The 22,683-nt window shown below is 34.0% G+C and carries 16 protein-coding genes; 9 read left to right on the top strand and 7 right to left on the bottom strand.

Translation table 11 applies throughout. From position 1 onward, the window contains the following. The first annotated feature begins 32 nt into the window (after nucleotides 1-32). The 5 genes from QOX03_RS07030 to QOX03_RS07010 all read left to right on the top strand — a co-directional run bounded on the left by QOX03_RS07030 (nucleotide 33) and on the right by QOX03_RS07010 (nucleotide 8,365). Entirely contained in the window at nucleotides 33-3,212 is a 3,180-nt protein-coding gene (locus QOX03_RS07030) for a P-loop NTPase fold protein (RefSeq protein ID WP_283670573.1), read from the top strand. Nucleotides 3,213-3,326: 114 nt separating this feature from the next. Beyond that, a complete protein-coding gene (locus QOX03_RS07025; protein WP_283670572.1) occupies nucleotides 3,327-3,929 on the top strand; it encodes a DUF6088 family protein in 603 nt (200 codons plus the stop codon). After that, nucleotides 3,922-5,022, top strand: coding sequence for a Fic family protein (locus QOX03_RS07020; protein WP_283670571.1), 1,101 nt, complete (start codon nucleotides 3,922-3,924; stop codon nucleotides 5,020-5,022). The genes QOX03_RS07025 and QOX03_RS07020 overlap by 8 nt, the downstream gene beginning before the upstream one ends. A 205-nt stretch (nucleotides 5,023-5,227) precedes the next feature. Next, the gene (locus QOX03_RS07015; protein ID WP_283670570.1) at nucleotides 5,228-6,928 is read left to right on the top strand and encodes a type I restriction endonuclease subunit R; all 1,701 of its coding nucleotides are present in this window, start codon (nucleotides 5,228-5,230) and stop codon (nucleotides 6,926-6,928) included. 3 nt (nucleotides 6,929-6,931) lie between these two features. Then, nucleotides 6,932-8,365: a DUF3387 domain-containing protein gene (locus QOX03_RS07010; RefSeq protein WP_283670569.1), complete on the top strand. Its 1,434-nt coding sequence runs from the start codon at nucleotides 6,932-6,934 to the stop codon at nucleotides 8,363-8,365. A gap of 502 nt (nucleotides 8,366-8,867) precedes the next feature. On the opposite strand, the gene QOX03_RS07005 is transcribed toward QOX03_RS07010, so the two are convergent. Both QOX03_RS07005 and QOX03_RS07000 read right to left on the bottom strand, forming a co-directional pair. Beyond that, the gene (locus QOX03_RS07005) at nucleotides 8,868-9,212 is read right to left on the bottom strand and encodes a MerR family transcriptional regulator (protein WP_283670568.1); all 345 of its coding nucleotides are present in this window, start codon (nucleotides 9,210-9,212) and stop codon (nucleotides 8,868-8,870) included. Next, nucleotides 9,212-10,183 carry a M23 family metallopeptidase gene (locus QOX03_RS07000; protein WP_283670567.1) on the bottom strand — a complete coding sequence of 324 codons (972 nt, stop codon included), beginning with the start codon at nucleotides 10,181-10,183 and terminating at the stop codon, nucleotides 9,212-9,214. The genes QOX03_RS07005 and QOX03_RS07000 overlap by 1 nt, the downstream gene beginning before the upstream one ends. Before the next feature lie 124 nt (nucleotides 10,184-10,307). Here QOX03_RS07000 and alaS point away from each other — a divergent pair, with 124 nt between their 5' ends. Next, nucleotides 10,308-12,920, top strand: coding sequence for an alanine--tRNA ligase (gene alaS / locus QOX03_RS06995; protein WP_283670566.1), 2,613 nt, complete (start codon nucleotides 10,308-10,310; stop codon nucleotides 12,918-12,920). Between the two features lie 184 nt (nucleotides 12,921-13,104). On the opposite strand, the gene QOX03_RS06990 is transcribed toward alaS, so the two are convergent. Beyond that, complete coding sequence (locus QOX03_RS06990) at nucleotides 13,105-13,431, bottom strand: DUF4286 family protein (protein ID WP_283670565.1); 327 nt, start codon at nucleotides 13,429-13,431, stop codon at nucleotides 13,105-13,107. 58 nt (nucleotides 13,432-13,489) lie between these two features. On the opposite strand from QOX03_RS06990, the gene QOX03_RS06985 reads away from it, so the two are divergent. From QOX03_RS06985 to QOX03_RS06975, 3 genes are all read left to right on the top strand, one after another. Beyond that, a complete protein-coding gene (locus QOX03_RS06985) occupies nucleotides 13,490-14,494 on the top strand; it encodes a glycosyltransferase family 2 protein (RefSeq protein WP_283670564.1) in 1,005 nt (334 codons plus the stop codon). Further along, the gene (locus tag QOX03_RS06980; protein WP_283670563.1) at nucleotides 14,487-14,930 is read left to right on the top strand and encodes a nucleoside deaminase; all 444 of its coding nucleotides are present in this window, start codon (nucleotides 14,487-14,489) and stop codon (nucleotides 14,928-14,930) included. The genes QOX03_RS06985 and QOX03_RS06980 overlap by 8 nt, the downstream gene beginning before the upstream one ends. A 126-nt stretch (nucleotides 14,931-15,056) precedes the next feature. Beyond that, entirely contained in the window at nucleotides 15,057-17,327 is a 2,271-nt protein-coding gene (locus tag QOX03_RS06975; protein WP_283670562.1) for a GH92 family glycosyl hydrolase, read from the top strand. A gap of 83 nt (nucleotides 17,328-17,410) precedes the next feature. Here the strand turns inward: QOX03_RS06975 and rpoN are convergent, their stop codons facing one another. The 4 genes from rpoN to QOX03_RS06955 form a co-directional block, all read right to left on the bottom strand. Further along, a complete protein-coding gene (rpoN, locus tag QOX03_RS06970) occupies nucleotides 17,411-18,880 on the bottom strand; it encodes an RNA polymerase factor sigma-54 (RefSeq protein ID WP_283670561.1) in 1,470 nt (489 codons plus the stop codon). A gap of 12 nt (nucleotides 18,881-18,892) precedes the next feature. Then, nucleotides 18,893-20,341, bottom strand: coding sequence for an asparagine--tRNA ligase (gene asnS, locus QOX03_RS06965; RefSeq protein WP_283670560.1), 1,449 nt, complete (start codon nucleotides 20,339-20,341; stop codon nucleotides 18,893-18,895). A 149-nt stretch (nucleotides 20,342-20,490) separates the two neighbouring features. Continuing rightward, entirely contained in the window at nucleotides 20,491-22,035 is a 1,545-nt protein-coding gene (locus tag QOX03_RS06960) for a glycine--tRNA ligase (RefSeq protein ID WP_283670559.1), read from the bottom strand. Between the two features lie 168 nt (nucleotides 22,036-22,203). Then, nucleotides 22,204-22,659 carry a copper resistance protein NlpE gene (locus QOX03_RS06955; RefSeq protein ID WP_119059354.1) on the bottom strand — a complete coding sequence of 152 codons (456 nt, stop codon included), beginning with the start codon at nucleotides 22,657-22,659 and terminating at the stop codon, nucleotides 22,204-22,206. Nucleotides 22,660-22,683 lie beyond the last annotated feature (24 nt).

Genomic DNA, 22,683 nt, shown 5'->3' with positions numbered 1-22,683 from the left:
ACTGCTATAAACTTAAGGAAATACTATGAATTATGAATAAAACTGACGAAAACATAAATTATTCATTTATTAAAAATCAACCTTTAGGTGAAGATCTTTTCGAAAACAAATCACAGGAAAAGATTGCTTCAGTAATTTCTGAGAAAATTATTAAAGATCCTGATTTCAAAATCATTGGTATTGATGGTGAATGGGGTTCTGGTAAAAGTAATTTAGTTAGATTAATAGAAAAGAAGTTAAATAGCACTCATAAGTTTTTTGTCTACGACGTATGGGGGCATCAAGAAGATGAACAAAGAAAAGCTATACTTGTTGAATTAACTGAGTGTATAAAAAATGAAAAAGGCTTATTAAAAAATGGTAATAAAAAATCGTGGGAAGCAAAGCTAAAATTACTTCTAGCGAAATCTAAAGAAACAACAACAATAAATCAACCCTACTTAAGTGTGGGCTTTATTTTTAGTTTATTATCTATTGTTTATATCCCCACAGTTAATGTATTTAAAGATTCGCTAAAAGACTTCTTTGAAATTGAAAGTTGGTTTTGGAAATTAGTTTTAGTTACGTTTCCTATTTTTATAGTCATAGGAATTTACATTTGGAATTTAGTAAATTATTGGTTTAAAAAGAGTGGCTTTTGGAAATCTTTTAAATTATCAGCTGAAGAAACATTTCAAGTCTATACTAATAAACAAAAAGAAGAAACTAAAATTGAAACAATTTCAGAGGATCAACCATCTGTTAGGGATTTTCAGAATTGGATGGAGGAGATTAATGATGACTTAAATAAGCCCATTGTAATTGTATTTGACAATTTTGATCGATTGCCAAAAAAACACATTTTAAGTATTTGGTCATCTATACATATTTTCTTCGCAGAGAAAAATTATTCCAATATTAAAGTTATAATTCCTTTTGATAGAGAACATGTACAAAATGCATTTAAAGATCTTAATGGCTCTGATAATAAATTTGGAGATGATTATATAAATAAAACATTTGATATAGTCTTCAGAATTACTTTACCAATTATGTCTGATTGGAAAAAGTTTTTTGAAGAACAATGGAAAAAGGCATTCAAAAATTATGATGAAGAGGAATACAGATTAGTGGTACAGGTTTACGAATTCTTAAGCAGAAGAATAACTCCTAGAGAAATTATATCCTTTATCAATGAAATTCTTACAATAAAACTACTAGATAATAAATTCAAAGAAAGATACATCGCAATTTTTGTACTTAAAAAAGATGAAATTCTTAAAGATCCATTAAAAGCGGTTACTGATTTTAAAGAAATTTTAGGAGGTTTAACTTCGTTTTATAGCAATGATACAGAATATGCAAAACAATTGACAGCAATAATATATCATATTGATGTAGAAAATGCTTTAGAATTGATTTACAGACAAGAATTAAAAGAATCTCTAATAAAAAACAATATTGAGCAATTTAATTCTATTTGTAAATCAGACTTTATTGATTCAATATTCGTTTCTTCAATAGCGGAAATTGAGGTTTTTGAAAATCCAATTATTACTTTGGAGGCTATAAGTGAAGAAGTAAAAGTTTCATCACAGCATATAAATCAAGTTTGGGAATTATTCTATAATAGAGTTTTACAATTAGATAGTGATGTAAGTAAATTACAAATTGATAAATGGCAAATTGCATTAATTAAAAAAATCCCTGATAATAAATATTTGAAAAGCCTATTAGATAAATTCTACAATTTAATTGATGATTCAAATATTGAGCATTATATTGACTTAATTGATGATTTAATAATAGAATTAGAAGAAGAAAAAATATTGAATCTCCTAATAAAAAGAAATGTATCAGAAAAAAATTACATTAAACTAATTGAATATAGTGCTGCTGACTTCAAAAAATACAAATTATCTACTGATTATAAATCACTTGATGAATATTTAAGTTCTTTAAAAATTGAAGAAATACTAAATTTTAAGAACTCTAAGAACTTACCAAAAGAGTTTGATTTTATTAAATTAAAAGGATTGTTAAAATCTAAGTTAAACACCTTTATTGATCAAAATAATATAGAGTCTGCTAATGAAATCGTAATAAGATTAAAAGAAATATCTCAAAAAAGTGGTAGTTTAAAAAATATTGTAACAGATGATAAAATTTATACTTTATATGTAAATAATTCATCATCAAAATTGCCTATAATAAATGATTTAATTGCGATGAGAATTGCTAATGGGAATAGCTTTAATTCCTCTTATGCAAATCATTTTAATAATATACTTAATACAGAAGATGAGAATATTGCTAATGCAGTTGGAAATACTATTTTAAATTATACCTCTTATGGAGATTTACTCCTATCATCTAATCATTTTAAAACTTCTCCATTTTTTAAACAAATTATCTTGTTAATGTTTAAAAAGTCAGATTTGCATAAGGTGGCTAATATTATTTCTCTAATTGAAAAATATTCAGAAATTAAAAGTAACCTTAATATTGAAGATTATTCTCTACTTAAAGAATTTAATAAATGGGAAGTAGATAAAGATAAATTTGATGTCAATAAATTAAATGATGAATTTATTGACGATTGTCTTAAAAATCCGGAATTAAGAATTTCAAAAGATTTCTTGGAAGTTTTTAATAATGAATTTAAAAGTTTAGATAAGGAGAGTTATGAGACTGTTTTTGGTAATGGAACAAATGTTCATTTTAAGTATTTTAAACATATTAAATTAGAGAATCTAACCCAAGAATCACTAGATGTATTTGAAGACAAATTAATTGAAACATTAAAATCTGGAACTGCAATTGAGAAACAAAGGTGGATCATCTTATCTATATATGATTCTAATAATTCTAAAATATCTGTTGTAAACACTTTTAAAAATATATTAGATAAAATTTTGACAGCAAAAATTGATTTAGAGGTTGAAGATGCTAATATTCTATTACCATACTTTATAAAATATAATCTTTTAGATAAACAAAATGATATTTTTCGATTAGTAATTAAAAATGAGTTTCTTTCAAATTCTGAATTTGTCCAACTTCTGGCATCAAATTCAGAATACATTAAAACTCTTTATGCTCAAGCAAGTAAAACTGATAAAGATAATTTTAGAAATTTAATAAATGAGAAACGAGAAGATTATCCAGAATTTGAATCCTTAGCAAAAGCATTAGATATCACAAAAAGTAAAGGTAAATCTGAAGAAGTTTAAATTAAAAACACGTAAATAAAATTAAATGAAGTATTTATTAATCCAAAAAATACATAAATAAATTTTGTAACAAATTTTCACTAAATTTGTTACAAAATAAAAAGATAAAACAAAGTGAAATCATCTAAAAATCAAATAGAAACAAAGATTTTAAAATCATCATTAGGCGAAATATTTTTCGCTGAAGATTTCTATACGTATGGTTCACCAGGTAATATTCGTTTAACGCTTTTTCGTTTGGTCAATGAAGGTATATTAGAACGTTTGGCTCAAGGCATTTATCTAAAACCCAAAAGAGATCCATTGTTAGGTACCCTTTATCCTACTACGGAAGAAATAGCCAAGCAAATAGCACAACGCGACAAAGCACGTATTGCACCAACGGGTGTATTCGCTTTGTATTTGTTGGGGCTTACCACACAAGTTCCTTTAAAAGCGGTGTATCTGTCCGATGGTTCACAACGAGAAATTAAAATAGGAAACCGTAGCATTCAATTTAAAAAAACGGTTCCTAAAAGTTTTGCCATAAAAGATGAATTGTTGCATTTAATCGTGCAAGCATTTAAAGAGGTGGGACAACATAAAGTAACCGAAGAATTTATAGAAAAAATAAAACCTTCTGTAGTGCAGCTCGACTCTCAAGTGGTCCAAAAGCAAGTAAAATATGCACCGGTTTGGATACAGAAAGTAATAAAAAATTTAATGAAACATGAATAACTATACTATTCCTACACTGCCATTAACAATTGATTTGGAAACTAAAAAAGTTTTCAAAATGGTGATTGCAGCCAATAAAGCACTTGCGGAATTAAATGGTGTATCAGAAACAATACCTAATGAACAGATTATATTAAACACGCTTTCGTTACAAGAAGCGAAAGATAGTTCGGCTATAGAAAATATTATCACTACCCATGATGAACTTTTTAGTAGTGATTCTTTAGCCAAACAATTTACAAGCGTGGCTGCTAAAGAGGTGTATAATTACTCGAGTTCCTTGAAATTTGGATTTGAATTAGTGAAGAAAACGGGTTTGTTAACCTCTAATAATATAATTGAAATTCACTCTGTTTTAGAGGAAACTAGGACTGGATTTAGAAAAGTTCCTGGAACATCTCTTAAAAATGATCAAACCCAAGAAATAATATACACCCCTCCACAAAGTTTTCGAGAGATTAACGAACACATGAATAATTTGGAAATATTTATTAATGATTCTGAATTATCCGATTTGGATCCTTTAGTAAAACTTGCTATCATTCATCATCAGTTTGAAAGTATTCATCCTTTTTACGATGGCAATGGAAGGACAGGAAGAATTATCAATATCTTGTATATGGTAAAGGAAAATCTACTCCATCTTCCTATATTATATTTAAGTCGATATATTAATCAAAATAAGGCAGAATATTATCGTTTACTTCAACATACAAGATATACTAATGAATGGGAAAATTGGATTCTTTTTATGCTTGAAGCTATTGAAAAAACATCTATCCAGACTATTCAGATTATTAAGGGAATAAAAACATTGATGCAGGAATATAAGGAAGAAATTCGTACAGAATTACCTAAGATTTATTCGCAAGACTTAATCAATAATTTATTTAAGCATCCTTATACTAAAATTGAATTTGTTGTAACTGATTTAAATGTATCAAGACAAACAGCTTCTAGATATTTAGAGCAATTAGTAGAACTAGATTTACTACATCTTCAAAGAATAGGAAAAGAAAATTTTTATATTAATGTAGCATTATACAAATTTCTAAATGAAGCGACACAATTACATAAATTAAATGAGGATTAATCACTTTATTTAAGTTGCTTTAAAATTGCAACATGTTTTTTATTATGTTACAAAAAGTCAAAAATTGTAACATGTTATTTTTTCATGTTACAAAAAGCAAAAAATTGTAACACGTTATTTTCTCATGTTACAAAAAGTCGAAAATTGTAACACGTTCTACTATTTCAATTACCAAAATCAAAAAACACAACTTGTAAAAGTTATTATGAAATACACCGAATCACAATTAGAACAAGCTTTTATTAGCCTTTTGGAAACAGAAGGCTATATCTATATTGATGGAAAACAGTTGCAAAGAAGTTTAAATCAAGAAGTATTGATTAAAGAGGATTTGCGTGCGTTTTTGCAAGATCGTTATGAAGATTTAGAAGAAATAGAATTGGAAAGCATTACCAATGAGTTGGCTTTTCAATCGACCTCTAATTTGTACGAGTCTAATAAATACATTTGCAAATTATTGGCGGATGGATTTATTTTTAAACGTAACAATCCACAAAAAAAGGATTTACATATACGATATATCGATTGTGATTCGGTAGCCAATAACACGTTTAAAATTGTCAATCAACTCGAGATACAAGGAAGCGAATTGCGCATTCCTGATTTGATCTTGTACATCAATGGAATTCCTGTCGTGGTTTTTGAATTTAAAACAGCCATTGAAGAAGAAATTACCATTCATGATGCGTACAAGCAATTAACGACACGTTACAAAAGAGGGATTCCCGAATTACTAAAATACAATGTGTTTTGTGTGATTAGTGATGGGGTGAATAACAAAGCCGGAACAGTATTTTCTCCTTACGAATTTTACTACGGTTGGAATAAAATTACTGGAGCAGAAAAGAAAGCCTTAACAGGAATTGAAACTACAACTTCTTTGGTGCAAGGAATGTTGAATCAAACACTATTGGTTGATATTATTCATCATTTTGTATTGTTTCCGGACAATTCTAAAAGAGAAGATAAAATTCTGTGTCGCTATCCTCAATATTATGCGGCCAATAAGTTGTATCAAAACATCAAAGCTCACCGTAAACCTATAGGTGACGGTAAAGGTGGAACATACTTTGGAGCTACTGGTTGTGGTAAAAGTTTTACGATGCTGTACTTAACGCGTTTGTTGATGCGTTCCACCGATTTTGCAAGTCCAACGATTATTATAATTTCCGACCGTACCGATTTAGACGATCAATTATCAAAGGATTTTACGAATGCCAAGAAATTCATTGGAGATGAAAATATCATCAATATCGAATCGAGAGCCGATTTACGATCTCGATTAAGAGGAATTGAAAGTGGTGGTGTGTATCTGACTACTGTTCAGAAATTTGCTGAAGATGCTGAAATTTTATCCGATCGTACCAATATCATTTGTATATCGGATGAGGCCCACCGCTCACAAGTGAATCTTGATTTAAAAGTAAAAATTGACGAAGAAAAAGGAGTGACAAAATCGTATGGTTTTGCCAAATATTTACACGATTCTTTACCTAATGCAACTTATGTTGGATTTACAGGAACACCTATCGACAAAACCTTAGAAGTGTTTGGAGATGTAGTGGATCAATACACGATGTTTGAATCGGTAAATGATGAAATTACCGTTCGTTTGGTCTATGAAGGTAGAGCTGCTAAAGTCAATCTAGATTACAATAAAGTTCAAGAAATTGAAAATTATTACGAAAATGCAGTTGCAGAAGGAGCATCTGAATATCATGTAGAAGCCAGTCAAAAAGCAATCGCTAAAATGGAAGTTGTTTTAGGAGATACCGACCGAATCAAAGCTATTGCACAAGATTTTATTAATCATTACGAAAAGCGTATCGCAGAAAAAGCTACCGTAGCAGGAAAAGTGATGTTTGTTTGTGCTTCTCGTACCATTGCTTATAAATTGTACCAATAAATTTTGGCGTTACGCCCGGAATGGGGCGAATTGCAATTGGCAGAAGATTTATCAGATAAAGAACGTAAGGAAATCAAACCTATTGAACGTGTGAAAATGGTGATGACACGTAATAAGGATGATGAAGAAAAGTTATGGAATTTATTAGGCAATAAAGATGATCGAAAAGAATTGGATAGACAATTCAAGCAAATCAAATCCAACTTTAAAATTGCGATTGTAGTGGATATGTGGTTAACAGGATTTGATGTTCCCTTCTTAGATACCATTTATATTGATAAACCTTTACAAACGCATAATTTAATACAAACTATTTCTCGTGTCAATCGTAAATACGAAGGTAAAGATCGCGGTTTAGTTGTTGATTACATAGGAATTAAAAAGAATCTAAATAAGGCATTAGGAATGTTCAATAACCAAACTGCCGATGATGATTTTGAAGACTTAAATCAAGCTGAAATCATCGTTAGAGATCAAATGGATTTGTTACGTCAGTTTTTCCATCAGTTTGATAACGCTTTGTATTATCAAGGTAATCCTGTAGAACGTTTGCAATGTTTGAATAAAGCATCAGAATTGGTTTTAAAAACAGAAGAATCAGAAAAGTTTTTTGTGAATGTTACCAAAAAATTGAAATCGTCTTACAACTTAGTGAGTGGTTCGGAATTGTTTACTCCGAAAGAAGTCGATGAAATTCATTTTTATTTTGCCGTGAAATCAATTGTCGTAAAATTAACCAAAGGTGAAGCTCCCGATACTGAACAAATGAATGCTAAAGTAGCCAAAATGGTAGAAGAAGCGATTGTTTCGGAAGGAGTTGAAGAAATATTTAAGCTCGATGATAATAAAGCCAATGCGATTGATTTGTTTAATGATAAGTTTATAGAGAAAATCTCCAATTTAGAATTACCCAATACCAAGATTAAGATATTAGAACGCTTGTTGAAACAGACGATAAACGATTTTAAAAAGATTAATAAAGTTAAAGGTCAAGACTTCTCAGAGCTTTTGCAAGGCATTGTCAATAGATACAACGAAAGAAGTGAGAATGATTTGTTGGATTATGAAGGGATTCAGTCTGACACAGCCGAACAAATGTTAGATTTGATTATCAAACTTCGTACGGAAATGGCTTCATTTGAAGATTTAGGTATTGATTATGAAGAAAAAGCCTTCTACGATATTTTAGATGTAATCTGCAAACAATACGGTTTTGAGTTTGATAAAGAGAAGCTTTTAGAGTTGGCAAAGGAAATCAAAAAGATTGTAGATAATACAGCGAAATATCCGGACTGGAGCGATCGCGATGATATAAAAGCACAGCTTAAAATGGATATTATTGTAAAATTGCATCAATATGGTTATCCACCAATTACTCAAGATGATGTGTACAAAAATGTATTAGAACAAGCGGAGAATTTTAAGAAGAATAGGTAATGAATAATTTACAAGATTTTAAAACCTTTTATTATAGATATTGCATTGCCAAATTTGCCAAGTTTTACTTCTTGGTTTAGTGAAAGTAATTTTTAAAATTAATATCTTCTCTCGTCTTAATTGGAAACTTTTTCGGGGGAGCTTACAAATCATTAACTCAAGCATAGAAGTTGTTGCAAACTGAAAAATGTATGCTGAAATGTATCAAGTTGATGAGAAAAAAACACATGCAATCGATCGATTATTATTAAAGGAATTGAAATTCATACTATTATCGGCAAAAAACGATTATTTAAAACTTAAAATCTATCAAATATTTGCCGATAACGGCATATTTATTATCAAGTTATAATCTTAATTTTGTACCTTATTTGTACCATAAAGTTATAAATAACTGATAATCAGATATGGTTATTTTTGAAGAAGTGAAATGATTCACAATTCCATAAGCCAACAAAATCCCTGCTGAAAAGTAGGGATTTTTTTTTAAGGCTTAAAAAATTTACTCACTTTCAAAGTCGTTTAAAGTGGATTTTAGTAGCAGTAATTCCTCTTTAATTTTCTCTAAACGAAACACCAATTGAACTTCATTTTCAAGATTTTTATTTTCGTCTAAAGCCGTTCGAGCCCCTTCCAAGGTATAACCTCTTTCTTTGACCAAGTGATAAATCAGTTTAAAATTCTGAATGTCTTGTGGTGTGAAAAAGCGATTTCCCTTTTTATTTTTCTTTGGTTGAATTTGCGGGAATTCCTTTTCCCAAAAGCGGATGAGTGAGGCGTTGACATCAAAAGCTTTAGCCACCTCACCGATGGAATAATAGAGTTTCTCAGGTAAGTTAATCTTCATCAATCCAAAGATACTGTCATTTTTTGAGAATCCTCATAGAGTTTTCTAAACTCATCAGGACTTACATCTTGATGGAAAAAATTGATGGGATTTACTTTTTCACCATTCTTATGAACTTCGTAATGCAAATGAGCTCCCGTCGATAATCCGCTAGAACCCACATAGCCAATAACATCACCTCTCTTCACCTTTTGCCCAAGTTGAGTTTTGATTTTATTCAAGTGAGCATACAAGGTTTTGTAGCCATAGCCGTGGTTCAAAACCACCACATTTCCAAAACCGCCCATATTTTCTGCCTGTGCTACGGTGGCGTCTCCTGTGGCATACACGGGCGTTCCCGTAGGTGCAGAAAAATCAATGCCAGCGTGTAGTTTCCCGATTTTCAAGATTGGATGTAATCGCATGCCGAAGCCTGAGGCTATTTTTTTCAAATCTTTATTGGCGATGGGTTGAATGGCTGGGAGGTGACGAAACATTTCGTCTTTTTTCTTTGCTGATTCTATGATTTCATCCAAAGATTTTGATTGAATAATGAGCCGTTTGCTTAGAATATCTAAACTTTTTGACGTTTCTTTGATGAGTTCAGCATTTTGCAGACGTGAAAACTTTTCGTAGCGGTCAATCCCGCCAAATCCTGCTTTTCTAGCATCTTTAGAAATCGGTTCTAATTCAAAAAATGAACGGTAGATAAATTCATCTCTTTCTTCTAAATTATCTAAAACTTCTTGCGTTTTTTTGAATTTTTTGTTCAAAACCGCATATTGAAGTTCCATTTCCTCCAATTCATGCTCTAGCTGTACTTGAGAAATATTTTTAGGCTTAATAAAATAATGGTAGCCTAAAAGAGTGCCCAAGGCAGAAAAAAATAGGCTTAAAAAGATAACATAGAAAATAAGTTGCGTATTATTTTGAGGTGTCCCGAAAGATTTTTTTTGAATTTTTCGAAAATATTGAGTTCCTTTCTTCATCATAAGCGAATCATTTCAATTACACTTTTATTATATTTGCCCTTTGTTGCATTGCAAATTAAAAAGATTTATAAAGCTTTGTGCGTTAATAAACTCTTAAATCCATTCTAAAGAAAATTAAAGAAGCATGAATTCCAATACTATACGTCAGAAATTTTTATCTTTTTTTGAAGAAAAACAGCACGAAATTGTTTCAGGTGCACCCATCGTTTTGAAGGATGACCCGACGCTAATGTTTACCAATAGTGGGATGAATCAATTCAAAGATTATTTCTTGGGCTATACCGAGCCTAAATTTAAGCGAGCCGCAGATACACAGAAATGCTTGCGTGTATCGGGTAAACACAATGACTTAGACGATGTGGGTAAAGATACCTACCATCATACCATGTTTGAAATGTTGGGGAATTGGTCTTTTGGAGATTACTTCAAAAAAGAAGCCATTGCCTGGGCGTGGGAGCTTCTGACAGAGGTTTTTAAGATTTCTAAAGAAAATTTATACGTCACTATTTTTGAGGGAAATGAAGAGGAAAATTTGCCAGAGGATACAGAAGCAGCCACTTTTTGGAAAGAACATATTGCTGATAATCGAATTTTAAAAGGCAATAAAAAAGATAATTTTTGGGAAATGGGAGCGAGCGGCCCCTGCGGGCCTTGTTCAGAAATTCATGTGGATTTACGCTCTGAAGAAGAAAAAAAGAAAAAATCAGGCGCAGAATTAGTAAATAAAGATCACCCGCAAGTGGTAGAAATTTGGAATTTGGTCTTTATGCAATTTAACCGAAAGGCTGATGGGAGTTTAGAGAATTTACCGCATTACCACATAGATACAGGGATGGGCTTTGAGCGGCTATGCATGGTTTTGCAAAATAAAACATCTAATTATGATACCGATGTTTTTTCTAGTTTGATTCAAAAAGTGGAAGAGTTAACCCAGCATCAATACAACAAAAATACAACTACAGATGTTGCTATACGCGTGGTAGTAGACCATTTGCGTGCGGTTTCTTTTGCTATTGCAGATGGGCAATTACCATCAAACACTGGCGCAGGCTATGTCATCAGGCGGATTTTGCGAAGAGCCATCAGTTATGCTTACCGATTTTTAAATCAGAAGGATACGTTCATTTATCGGTTGGTTGATGGATTTGTACATCAATACGGTGAAGCCTTCCCTGAACTGAAACGAAATCAAGATTTGATAACTAAAGTCATAGAGCAAGAAGAAGAAAGCTTCTTGAAAACCATTCACCAAGGTTTGAATCTTTTGAATGATTTAATAGAAAAAACAGAAGGTAGAGTCTTGGAAGGGAAAGCAGTTTTTGAGCTTTATGACACTTATGGTTTCCCGCTAGATTTATCTCAACTCATTGCTGCCGAGAAGGGTTTTTCCATCGATGAAAAAGCTTATGAAGCAGAGATGGAAAAACAAAAACAGCGCTCAAAAGCAGCTGCAACTTCTAGCAAAGGAGATTGGGAAATTTTGCTCGAAGGGGCAGAAGAAAACTTCATAGGCTATGATGCTTGCCAAGCCAATGTTGAAATTTCAAGATATCGAGTAGTGGAAGATAAAAAAGGTCAATTTTATCAATTGGTATTCAACCAAACACCCTTTTATGCAGAAGGCGGCGGGCAAGTGGGCGACAAAGGCTATTTGCTGACAGAAGAAGGAGATAAAATTGAAATATTAGATACCAAAAAGGAAAATAATTTAATTTATCATTTAGCTCAAAAATTACCACAAAATTTCAAAAATTTAAAAGCAGTGGTGAATGAGTCTCGACGGAAAAATATCATGAGAAATCATACGGCTACACATTTGTTGCATCAAGCTTTGAGAGCGATTCTCGGAACTCACGTTGAGCAAAAAGGTAGCTACGTGAGTGGGGATTATTTGCGGTTTGATTTTTCGCATTTTGAGAAATTAACCGAGGAACAGCTGAATTTAATTCAACAATTTGTTAATAACCGCATTAAAGAAGAAATTCCCTTGGAAGAAAATCGTGAAATTTCGCTTACCGAAGCTTTGGAGAAAGGCGCTATGGCACTTTTTGGCGAGAAATATGGAGATAAAGTACGAATGATTCAGTTTGGAGATTCCAAAGAACTTTGTGGTGGAACTCACGCGGGGAATACGGCTGATTTGTTCACATTTAAAATTATTGCAGAAACATCATCGGCGGCGGGGATCCGCCGAATTGAAGCCGTAACAGGGCAAGGCGCTTTAGAATTCTATCAATCTTATCAAGCTAAATATGAGCAAATCGAAGAACTCATGGGGAATCCAGCGCATTTGAATGCTGCGATTGAAAAGCTGATAGCCGAGAATCAAAAAAATCAAGAAAAAATTAAAGGCTTAGAAAAAATAGCCGTAGGCTTAGAGAAAGAAAAATGGCTAAAGGAAGAAAAAAACATCAAAGGAATTTCGAGCATTTTAGTCCAAACTGAAATGGATAATAGTGGCATCAAAGATTTGATTTTCAATTTGAAATCTGAAAATCCTGAACGCTTTATTCTAGTGATGAATACTCAGAATGATAAACCAACCCTTTCGGTGGGAGTGGGTAATGATTTAGTCGAAAAAAGAGGATTAAACGCAGGGCAATTGGTGCGTGAGTGGGCTAAAATCATCAAAGGCGGTGGCGGTGGCCAACCTGATTTTGCTAGTGCAGGGGGAAAAGAAGTGGCTCAATTACCTGAAGTTTTGAAAACGGCACAAGAGTTCCTAGAAAATTTGTAACCTGAGTTCATAGCAATTTTTTACTTAATTTTTTTACTTAATATGAGATAGAGCGAGGGCTAATGGAGAAAATTGATAAAAGATTTTGTGATAACAGCTGTCATAGCACATTGCAAGAGAAATAAAAAATAAATGTGGCATATGTGAGGTTAATAAAAATTTGAGCAATAGCAAGGAAGATTCATCAATTTCCGTTGGAATAATAGTCTTTTAGATATTCCATTTCGGTGGCGAAAGCAATCACTTTTTGCTGAAATTTTTGATTTAAATCAGCTAAAAATTTAGAGTATTCATTCTTTAGGAAAAAATGAAAATCTTCCTCGTTTTCAGAAAAAAATTGGATAGAATAATTGGTAGCATCGGGCTGTGGATGAGATAAAACTTTACTGAATCTTGCTGATTTGAAGCCACCTTTTTTCATCAGCTCTTTGATGAGATATTCCTCAAACCAAGTCAACCATTCTTCTTGAATGTCTTTTTCTACAATGTAAGTTATGTTAAAAATAATCATCGAAACAAAGATAGATTATTTAAAATTAATTAAATTCACTTTTCAATGAAGTAAAGCTATGAATTCACCCTTTTTTGCCATCATTATTGCTGTATATGAGCGAGAAGAAGAGTTAAAGAAACTTTTAGAAAGCATAGGGAATCAGGTTTTTAGAAATTTTGAAGTCATTGTAGTAGACGATGGATCTCCTAGACCTCTGCAAGAAGTGGTGGAAGAATTTCAGCCGAGGCTAAGCATCAAATATTATTACAAAGAAAATTCAGGGCCTGGGCAGAGCCGAAATTTTGGGATGCAAAAATCTGAAGCTAACTATTACATTTTCTTAGACTCTGACACTATATTGCCACCGCAGTATTTGCAAGAAATTTCTAAAGCCTTAGAAAAAAATAAATATGATTTCTTCGGAGGGGCAGATGCTGCTGCAGAAGATTTCAATGCGTTGCAAAAAGCAATTTCATTTGCCATGACATCGATGATTTCAACAGGCGGTATCCGAGGGAGAAAACAATCAGTGATGAGGTTTCAGCCGAGGAGTTTCAATATGGGCATCTCACGTGAATGTTTTTCAGCAACGGGTGGTTTTTCCAATTTGCGTGTAGGCGAAGACCCAGACTTGAGCATGCGTCTTTGGGAGAAAGGATTTCGGTCTGGTTTCATTGAGAAAGCATGGGTATATCATCAGCGTAGGAATAATTTGAAATCTTTTGGCCGCCAAGTTCGTTCTTTTGGTCGTGCTCGCCCTGTGCTAAATCGTCGGCACCCACAATATCGGAAGTTAAGTTTTTGGTTTCCAAGCTTTTTTATTTTAGGCTTTTGTATAGCTATTTTACTTGCATTTTTTGGTATTTGGTGGCTGCTGATTTTCTATGGCTTCTATTTTTTAGTTGTTTTCATTTTAGCTTTTATAGAGACAAAAGGCTTAAAATCAGCGATTTTAGGCTGCGTGGCTGTTTTTATTCAAATGGAAATGTACGGCATTGGTTTTTTAGAAGCTCAAATTAAGTTAAATTTATTGCGTCAGAAGCCAGAGAAAGCTTTTCCACAACATTTTACCCATGACTGAATTATTTTCTCATGAATATTTTATGAAAAAAGCCTTACAGGAAGCTGAAATTGCTTTTGAGAAAGGTGAAATTCCTGTAGGAGCCATCATTGTAGCTCAAGACAAAATCATCGGGCGAGGGCATAATTTAACCGAACAGCTCACTGACGTGACGGCACATGCTGAAATACAAGCTATTACCGCGGCAAGCCAGTATTTGAACGGGAAGTATTTAAGGAATTGTAAATTATATGTGACTTTAGAGCCTTGCTGCATGTGTGCTGGGGCGCTTTATTGGAGTCAGATTGATGAGATTTATGTGGGGGCAAAGGATCTGAAGCGTGGTTTTTCTAACTTTAATGTCCCTTTGCATCCTAAAACGAAAATCAAATTTGGTGTTTTGGCTGAAGAAAGTTTAAATTTAATTCAAAAATTTTTCAAAAATAAAAGAAAATAGACTGAATATTTTTTTAAGCCTTAAAAAAAGTCTGTTGAAATTCTAGAATTTGCTTCAAATTTAAAAATTTTTAAAGCCTTTAGAAATTATATGTTTTTGTATCTTTAGAAATCAAAAATATTTTAAATGAATCAATTTAAATTAACCCTATTGGTAGCATTGCTTTCAAGCCTAGCCATAGGGCAGCAAGAGTCCAGTCATCGGTCTGTCATTGAATATGTGAATCCGTTTATTGGGACATCCAATTACGGTACGACTAATCCTGGAGCAATTGCACCCCGTGGGATGTTAAGTATTTCACCATTTAATGTGGCCTTTGATGCTAGCGGTAGAGAAATCCCACTAGAAAAAGACTCACAATGGTTGTCTACGCCATATGTGCATGAAAATGAGTTTTTAACAGGTTTTACTCACGTTAATTTGAGCGGTGTTGGCTGCCCAGACTTGGGAGTGATTATCAGTATGCCGACTACGGGTGAAATAAAGACCAATCATTTAGATTACGGCTCAGCTTATGAGAATGAAAAAGCTGAACCAGGTTATTATTCAGTAGATTTAAAAAAATATGGCATCAAGACGGAAGTTACAGCAACCCAACGAGCGGGGATGAGTCGTTTTTATTTTCCTGCAGGAACTTCAAATGTGTTATTAAATTTAGGGCTAGGGCTAACAAATGAGCAAGGTGCAATGTTGAAATTTGTTTCACCCACCGAAGTGGAAGGTTTGCGTATGGTTGGTTCATTTTGCTATAATAGTGAGGAAAAAGCTTACCCAGTTTATTTTGTAGCGAAAGTTTCTAAAGAGCCGCAAAGGCGAGGAATCTGGAAAAAGCATCGGTTTTATGAAGGCTTAGAGGCTCAGTGGATGGGCTATAATGGCGGAACAAGAATGAAAGAAAACTTTAGCCGAGCAGTAGTAGGGGATAGTATTGGGGGCTACTTTTCTTATAATTTTAAGCAACCTACTGTGGTTGAATTAAAAGTTGGGATTTCTTATGTGAGTATAGAAAATGCACGGGAAAATTTAGAAAAAGAAATCGGTGAAAAAAACTTTACGCAAGTTAAAATGATGACGCAAAGAGCTTGGGAAAAACAGCTTTCTGCAGTTGAAATCGAGAGTGATGATGAAAATAAAAAGAAGATTTTCTACTCAGGTTTGTATCATGCGTCGATTCACCCTAACGTCTTCCATGATTTTAATGGCGATTACGTGAAATCTAATGGAGAAATCGGCCATACCGAAGGTGAGCGTTATACCGTTTTTTCACTGTGGGATACTTACCGAAATTACCATCAACTCTTTAGTCTATTGTATCCAAAGCAGCAAATGCAGATGGTAAATTCAATGCTATCCATTTATGATGAGAGCGGTTGGTTGCCTAAATGGGAACTGAATTCCACAGAAACTTTTACAATGGTAGGCGACCCGGCAGCCATTGTTTTAGCAGATACTTATTTGAGAGGTTTAACGCAATTTGATGCTGAAAAGGCTTTCACGGCAATGAAAAAAAGTGCTGAAACACTAGAGGATAATCCTCTGAGACCAGGAATCAAAGAATATTTAGAGAAAGGATATCTGAGTGTGGATAGAGGAGTATCTGGCCCAGTTTCTACCACGCAAGAATATAATATTGCTGATTTTGCTATCGGGCAGATGGCAGAAGCTTTGGGCTATGCAGAAGAAGCAAAAAAATATAAAAAACAAAGCTTATCGTACCGAAATTTATTTGATAAAGAGTTTAATTTACTTCGCCCCAAGCATGCAAACGGGAACTGGTATTCGCCGTTTGACCCAGACAAAGGGGCAAACTTTGAGAAAAATGTGGGTTACATTGAGGGAAATGCATGGCAATACGCATTTATGGTTCCACATGATATGAGAGGACTCATCCAGTTGATGGGAGGCGAGAAAAAATTTGTGAAACAATTGAATGAAATATTTAATAATCAAAAGTTTGATATGGCAAATGAACCAGATATTGCTTACCCATATCTGTTTAATTATGTAAAAGGAGAGGAATGGCAAACACAAAAAAAGGTGGATGAATTATTGCAAAAATACTATAAAAATAAGCCTGATGGTTTGCCAGGGAATGATGATACTGGTGTGATGTCGGCTTGGATGATGTACGGAATGCTCGGATTTTATCCAGTGGCTCCGGCACAGCCGATTTATACATTTACTTCGCCAAAATTTGATAAAATTACGCTGAACTTAAATACTGATTTCCACCCCAATGGGAAAATTGAAATTTTGTCTAACGCATCTGAAGGAGGGAAGTACATTCAGCAAATTTGGGTAGATGGGAAGGTTTATAAATCATACTTTATTACAGATCGGGTCTTGAAAAACGCAAGACAAATCCGTTTTGAATTAGGCGAAAATCCCAAAAAATAAAAATTAGAATATTTTTAGAGCTTAAAAAACTGTTTCAATGGGTTTTGAGACAGTTTTTTTATGGGAAAATTTTTAAAGGCTTATTAAATTTCTTTTCGCAGCCGTGCTACAGGAATGTTGAGCTGTTCACGGTATTTGGCAACCGTACGGCGAGCAATAGAATAGCCGTTTTCTTTCAATTGTTTAGCTAATTTTTCGTCGGTAAGGGGTTTGCGTTTATTTTCATTTTCTACGATTTCAGATAAGATTTTCTTTATCTCTCGTGTAGAAACTTCCTCGCCATCATCATTAGTCATACTTTCAGAGAAAAGTTCTTTTATCAAGAACGTTCCATATGGTGTGTTGACGTATTTAGAATTAGCTACCCGAGAAATGGTAGAAATATCCATATCGACGATTTCTGCAATATCCTTTAATATCATCGGGCGGATGTCTCTATCATCACCAGTCAAGAAATAATCTTTTTGGTAATTCATAATGGCCGTCATTGTAGCCATCAGTGTATTTTGCCGTTGTTGAATGGCTTCGATAAACCATTTGGCTGCATCTAATTTTTGTTTGACAAAAAGAACGGCTTTTTTTTGCTCTTTGTTCTTATTTTCGGATTTTTTATAAGTATCAAACATTTCTGCATATTGCCGAGAAACATGCAGTTGCGGAGCATTTCTCCCGTTCAGTGTCAATTCCAGTTCACCTTCAATGATACGGATTGTGAAATCAGGAACAATGTGCTCTATGATTTTAGTGTTTCCACCAAAAGCTTTTCCTGGCTTGGGGTTTAATCCTTCTATTTCTTCGATAGCGTTGCGCAGTTCTTCTTCGTCAATGTCAAATTTTTTAAGCAATTTTTTGTAATGCTTCTTCGCAAAACTGTCAAACGATTGATTGATTAATTCATAAGCCAATTCCACCTCATCGGTTTGAGTTTTTCGTTTTAACTGTAAGAGCAAACATTCCTTTAAATCTCTAGCGCCAACACCAGTAGGGCTGAGCCGCTGAATGTAATCTTCTAGCAAATGCGTCAGATGTTCTTCTGTAGTAGAAATATTGAGATTAAAAGCTAAATCATCAACAATAGAACGAACTTCTCTGCGTAAATAGCCATCTTCATCCAAATTCCCGATGAGAAAATCAGCCAAAGTCAAATCCTGTTCATCCAGTCGAAACATGTGGAGTTGCTCTTTCAGGTGGTCATAGAAAGTGGTTCCCTGAGCGTAGGGAATACTTTTTTCGTCATCATCAGCGCTATAATTGTTGGTATAAGATTTATAAGAAGGAAATTCATCGTCACTCAAATATTCATCCACATTAATTTCAATATCATCAATGCTATCACGTTCCTCCATCTCATCATTATACAATTCATCAGAATTATCTTTAAAGAGGTCATCTTCTTCATAATCTGGCTGATCCTCTAGAGCAGGGTTTTCCTCCATTTCCTCTTTTACCCGTTGCTCGAAGGCTACAGTCGGCAATTGCACAAGTTTCATCAGCTGGATTTGCTGAGGAGATAATTTCTGTTGAAGTTTCTGTTGTAATTCTTGTTTTAGCATTTTGATAACAAGTTAAAATTCAGCGTTTTTAGGATATCGAGGGAAAGGAATAACATCACGGATATTACCCATTCCTGTTACAAACAAGATTAATCGTTCTAAACCTAAGCCAAAGCCACTGTGTGGGACGCTACCAAATCTTCGTGTATCGAGATACCACCACAATTCCTTCTCATCGATATTATGTTCCGTCATTTTTTGTTTGAGAACATCCAAACGCTCCTCACGCTGCGAACCACCGATAATTTCTCCGATTCCAGGGAAAAGAACATCCATCGCACGAACAGTTTTTTGGTCATTGTTTAAACGCATATAAAAAGCCTTAATCTTTGCAGGATAGTCAAATAAAATCACGGGAGAATTAAAGTGTTTTTCAACCAAATAACGCTCGTGTTCTGATTGTAAATCAGCACCCCATTCTTCGATTAAGTAATTAAATTTCTTCTTCTTATTAGGCTTACTATTTTTCAATATTTCAATAGCCTCAGTGTAAGAGAGGCGCACAAATTTATTTTTCAGCACATATTGTAAGCGCTCTATCAGCCCCAGTTCAGTACGTTCATTTTTAGGTTTTTCCTTTTGAATTAGTGCAAAACGTTCGTCCAAAAATTGTAAATCATCTTGGCAATGCTGAAAAAGATATGCGATGACTGATTTTAGAAAATCTTCAGCCAAATCCATATTATCATCCAAATCATTGAAAGCTACCTCTGGCTCAATCATCCAAAACTCAGCTAAATGACGACTTGTATTTGAATTTTCAGCTCTAAAGGTAGGGCCAAAAGTGTAAACTTTACCCAACCCCATTGCAGCAGCTTCGGCTTCTAATTGCCCTGAAACCGTCAAATTAGTTTTTTTACCAAAAAAATCTTGTGAATAATCAATTTCATTCGCCTCATTTTTAGGTAAATTCTCCAAAGAAAAGTTTGTGACATGAAACATCTCACCCGCCCCCTCAGCATCGCTTCCAGTAATGATGGGCGTATTGATATAGAAAAATCCTTTTTTGTTGAAATAATCATGAATTGCAAACATCGCATGATGGCGAATACGCATAATGGCACCGAACGTGTTGGTTCTGAACCTTAAATGCGCTTGCTCTCTTAGAAATTCTAAGCTGTGCTTTTTGGGCTGCAGAATAGTTTCTTGCACTTCCTCAGGATTTGCCTGGCCATATACGGATGTTTTCTGGGCTTGAATTTCAATTTCTTGCCCTCTCCCTTGGCTTTCAACGACAGAACCAATGACTTTGAGTGAAGAGCCAATGGTGATTTTTTTTAATTCCGCTTCACTCATTGAGTCAAAATCTACGACGATTTGAATGTTTTGCAACGAAGAACCATCATTTAAAGCAATAAAGCGATTGCTGCGGAAAGATTTTACCCAACCTTTTACGATAACGTCTTCGTGGATAGCATTTTTCCCTTTTTCGATTAATTCTTTAATAGTGTATAAAATCATGCTTTTTTACATATTTTGAATCTCTACAAATGTACTTAAATTTTAACACATATAAAGTCTTGAGGTATGATTTTTGATGAAAAAGATCAAAAATTCGAAAGGCTTAGGGAAAATTTTCTAAGCCTTTAAAAAAAATTCTACAAATTTTCTCACTCTAAATTTTTTAGTAAAGCATTTAAACTAACTCTTTTACTGAGGTAACTTCTGAGATTTTCAATTGAAATTCGTTCTTGGCTCATGCTGTCGCGGTCTCTCACTGTTACTGTTTGATTTTCTAGAGAATCATGGTCGATAGTGATGCAAAATGGCGTGCCAATAGCATCGTGGCGGCGGTAGCGTTTACCGATACTATCTTTCTCATCAAACTCAATATTGAAATCAAACTTTAAATCATTTAAAATTTGATGAGCGAGCTCAGGTAATCCATCTTTTTTGATGAGTGGTAAAATTGCAGCTTTGATGGGCGCTAGTGCTGCTGGAATTTTTAGCACGACGCGCTCACTGCCGTCCTCCAGCTCTTCATTCTTCAAAGCGGAAGAAAATACGGCTAAAAACATTCGGTCGAGCCCAATGGAAGTTTCAATCACATAAGGAATATAATTTTTTTGCTGTTCGGGATCAAAGTATTGTAATTTCTTTCCTGAATGTTGCTCATGTTGTCTTAAATCAAAATCAGTGCGGGAGTGAATTCCTTCCAATTCCTTAAACCCAAAAGGGAAATTAAATTCAATATCAGCTGCTGCATTGGCATAATGAGCCAATTTCTCATGATTGTGAAAACGGTAATTGGCTTCACCCAAGCCTAGATTGAGGTGCCATTGCATTCTTTTTTGCTTCCAAGCTTCGTAAGCTTCTAGCTCGGTACCTGGCGTCACAAAAAATTGCATCTCCATTTGCTCAAATTCTCGCATTCTAAATATAAATTGACGAGCGACAATTTCATTTCTAAAAGCTTTACCAATTTGAGCGATTCCGAAGGGAACTTTCATTCGCCCCGTACGTTGAACATTCAAAAAATTCACAAAAATACCCTGAGCTGTTTCTGGCCTGAGGTACAAAGTCTGACTTTGCTCTGCGACTGAGCCTAGCTGCGTGCCAAACATCAGATTGAATTGCCTTACATCTGTCCAGTTTTTACTGCCGCTCACGGGGTCTGCGATGCCTAATTCTTCGATCAATAATTTGACGTCAGCCAAGTCATTATCTGTTAATGATTTAGCCAATCGAGAAGATATTTCATTAATTTCAATCAAGTAGCGTTGAACTCTCGGGTTGGTTTTTTTGAACATTTCAGCATCAAATTCATCACCAAATCGCTTAGTTGCTTTAGTAATTTCTTTCTCGATTTTAGCTTCGATTTTAGCAATGTGGTCTTCTACCAAAACATCGGCACGATATCGTTTTTTGCTATCTTTGTTGTCAATCATCGGGTCATTGAAAGCGTCTATATGCCCCGAAGCCTTCCAAGTGGTGGGGTGCATAAAAATAGCGGCATCAATTCCTACAATATTTTCGTGCAATTGAATCATACTCTTCCACCAATATTCTTTGATGTTGTTTTTCAGCAAAACACCGTTTTGTCCATAATCATAGGTTGCTGATAGGCCGTCGTAGATATCACTGGAGGGGAAAATGTATCCGTATTCTTTTGCATGAGAAATCACATTTTTGAGTTGATCTTCTTGTTGTGCCATATTTTTATTTTTTCGAATGAACAAAAGTAAGCAATGTAGTTAAATTTTTGAAGAAACTTAATTTTTTTAAGGCTTAAAAATTTTTAAGGTAAACTTTAAATCAAAAAATCCTCTAAATCTAAGATTTCCCTTAAAAGTAGAGGATTGTTGATTTTTATAAAAAGAAAATTATTTCTTAACTAAAACATAAGTCTCTGCTGTTTCACCAGTTACTTCAGTACCGTCTGCATTTAGCAATGTGATTTTACCTTCGCTTACTTTGAAAGAAGCTGGAGCTTTATCTCCATTAGGAGTTAAAGTAAACTGAGTTTTATCTGCATTCCAAGTAATGGTACCGTCTTCTTTTAACTCGTTTTCACCTTCTGTTTCCAAGTATTTTTCTGATTTCATGTAAGTGTTGTCATGGTGTAACATGATTTCAGTTTCGATACCAGGGCAATCTGCACAAGGCAAAGTTCCTGCATAGGTTCCAACCCAAGACTCTGTAGCAGCCATCTCATGGCTATCGTGAGTTTCATCTACTACAGAAACAGGTTCTTGAGTTTCTACATTTTCAGCTTTCTTTTCACATGAGGTTAATACAAATGCGGCAGCTGCAGCCATTAAAATTGTTTTTTTCATCATTTTTTAATAATTTATAATATTTAA

The sequence above is a fragment of the Candidatus Ornithobacterium hominis genome (assembly GCF_951229915.1).
GTDB classification, from domain to species: Bacteria; Bacteroidota; Bacteroidia; order Flavobacteriales; family Weeksellaceae; genus Ornithobacterium; species Ornithobacterium hominis.
Note: the sequence above shows the minus strand (reverse complement) of the source record. Positions and strands in the feature narration are given on the sequence as shown.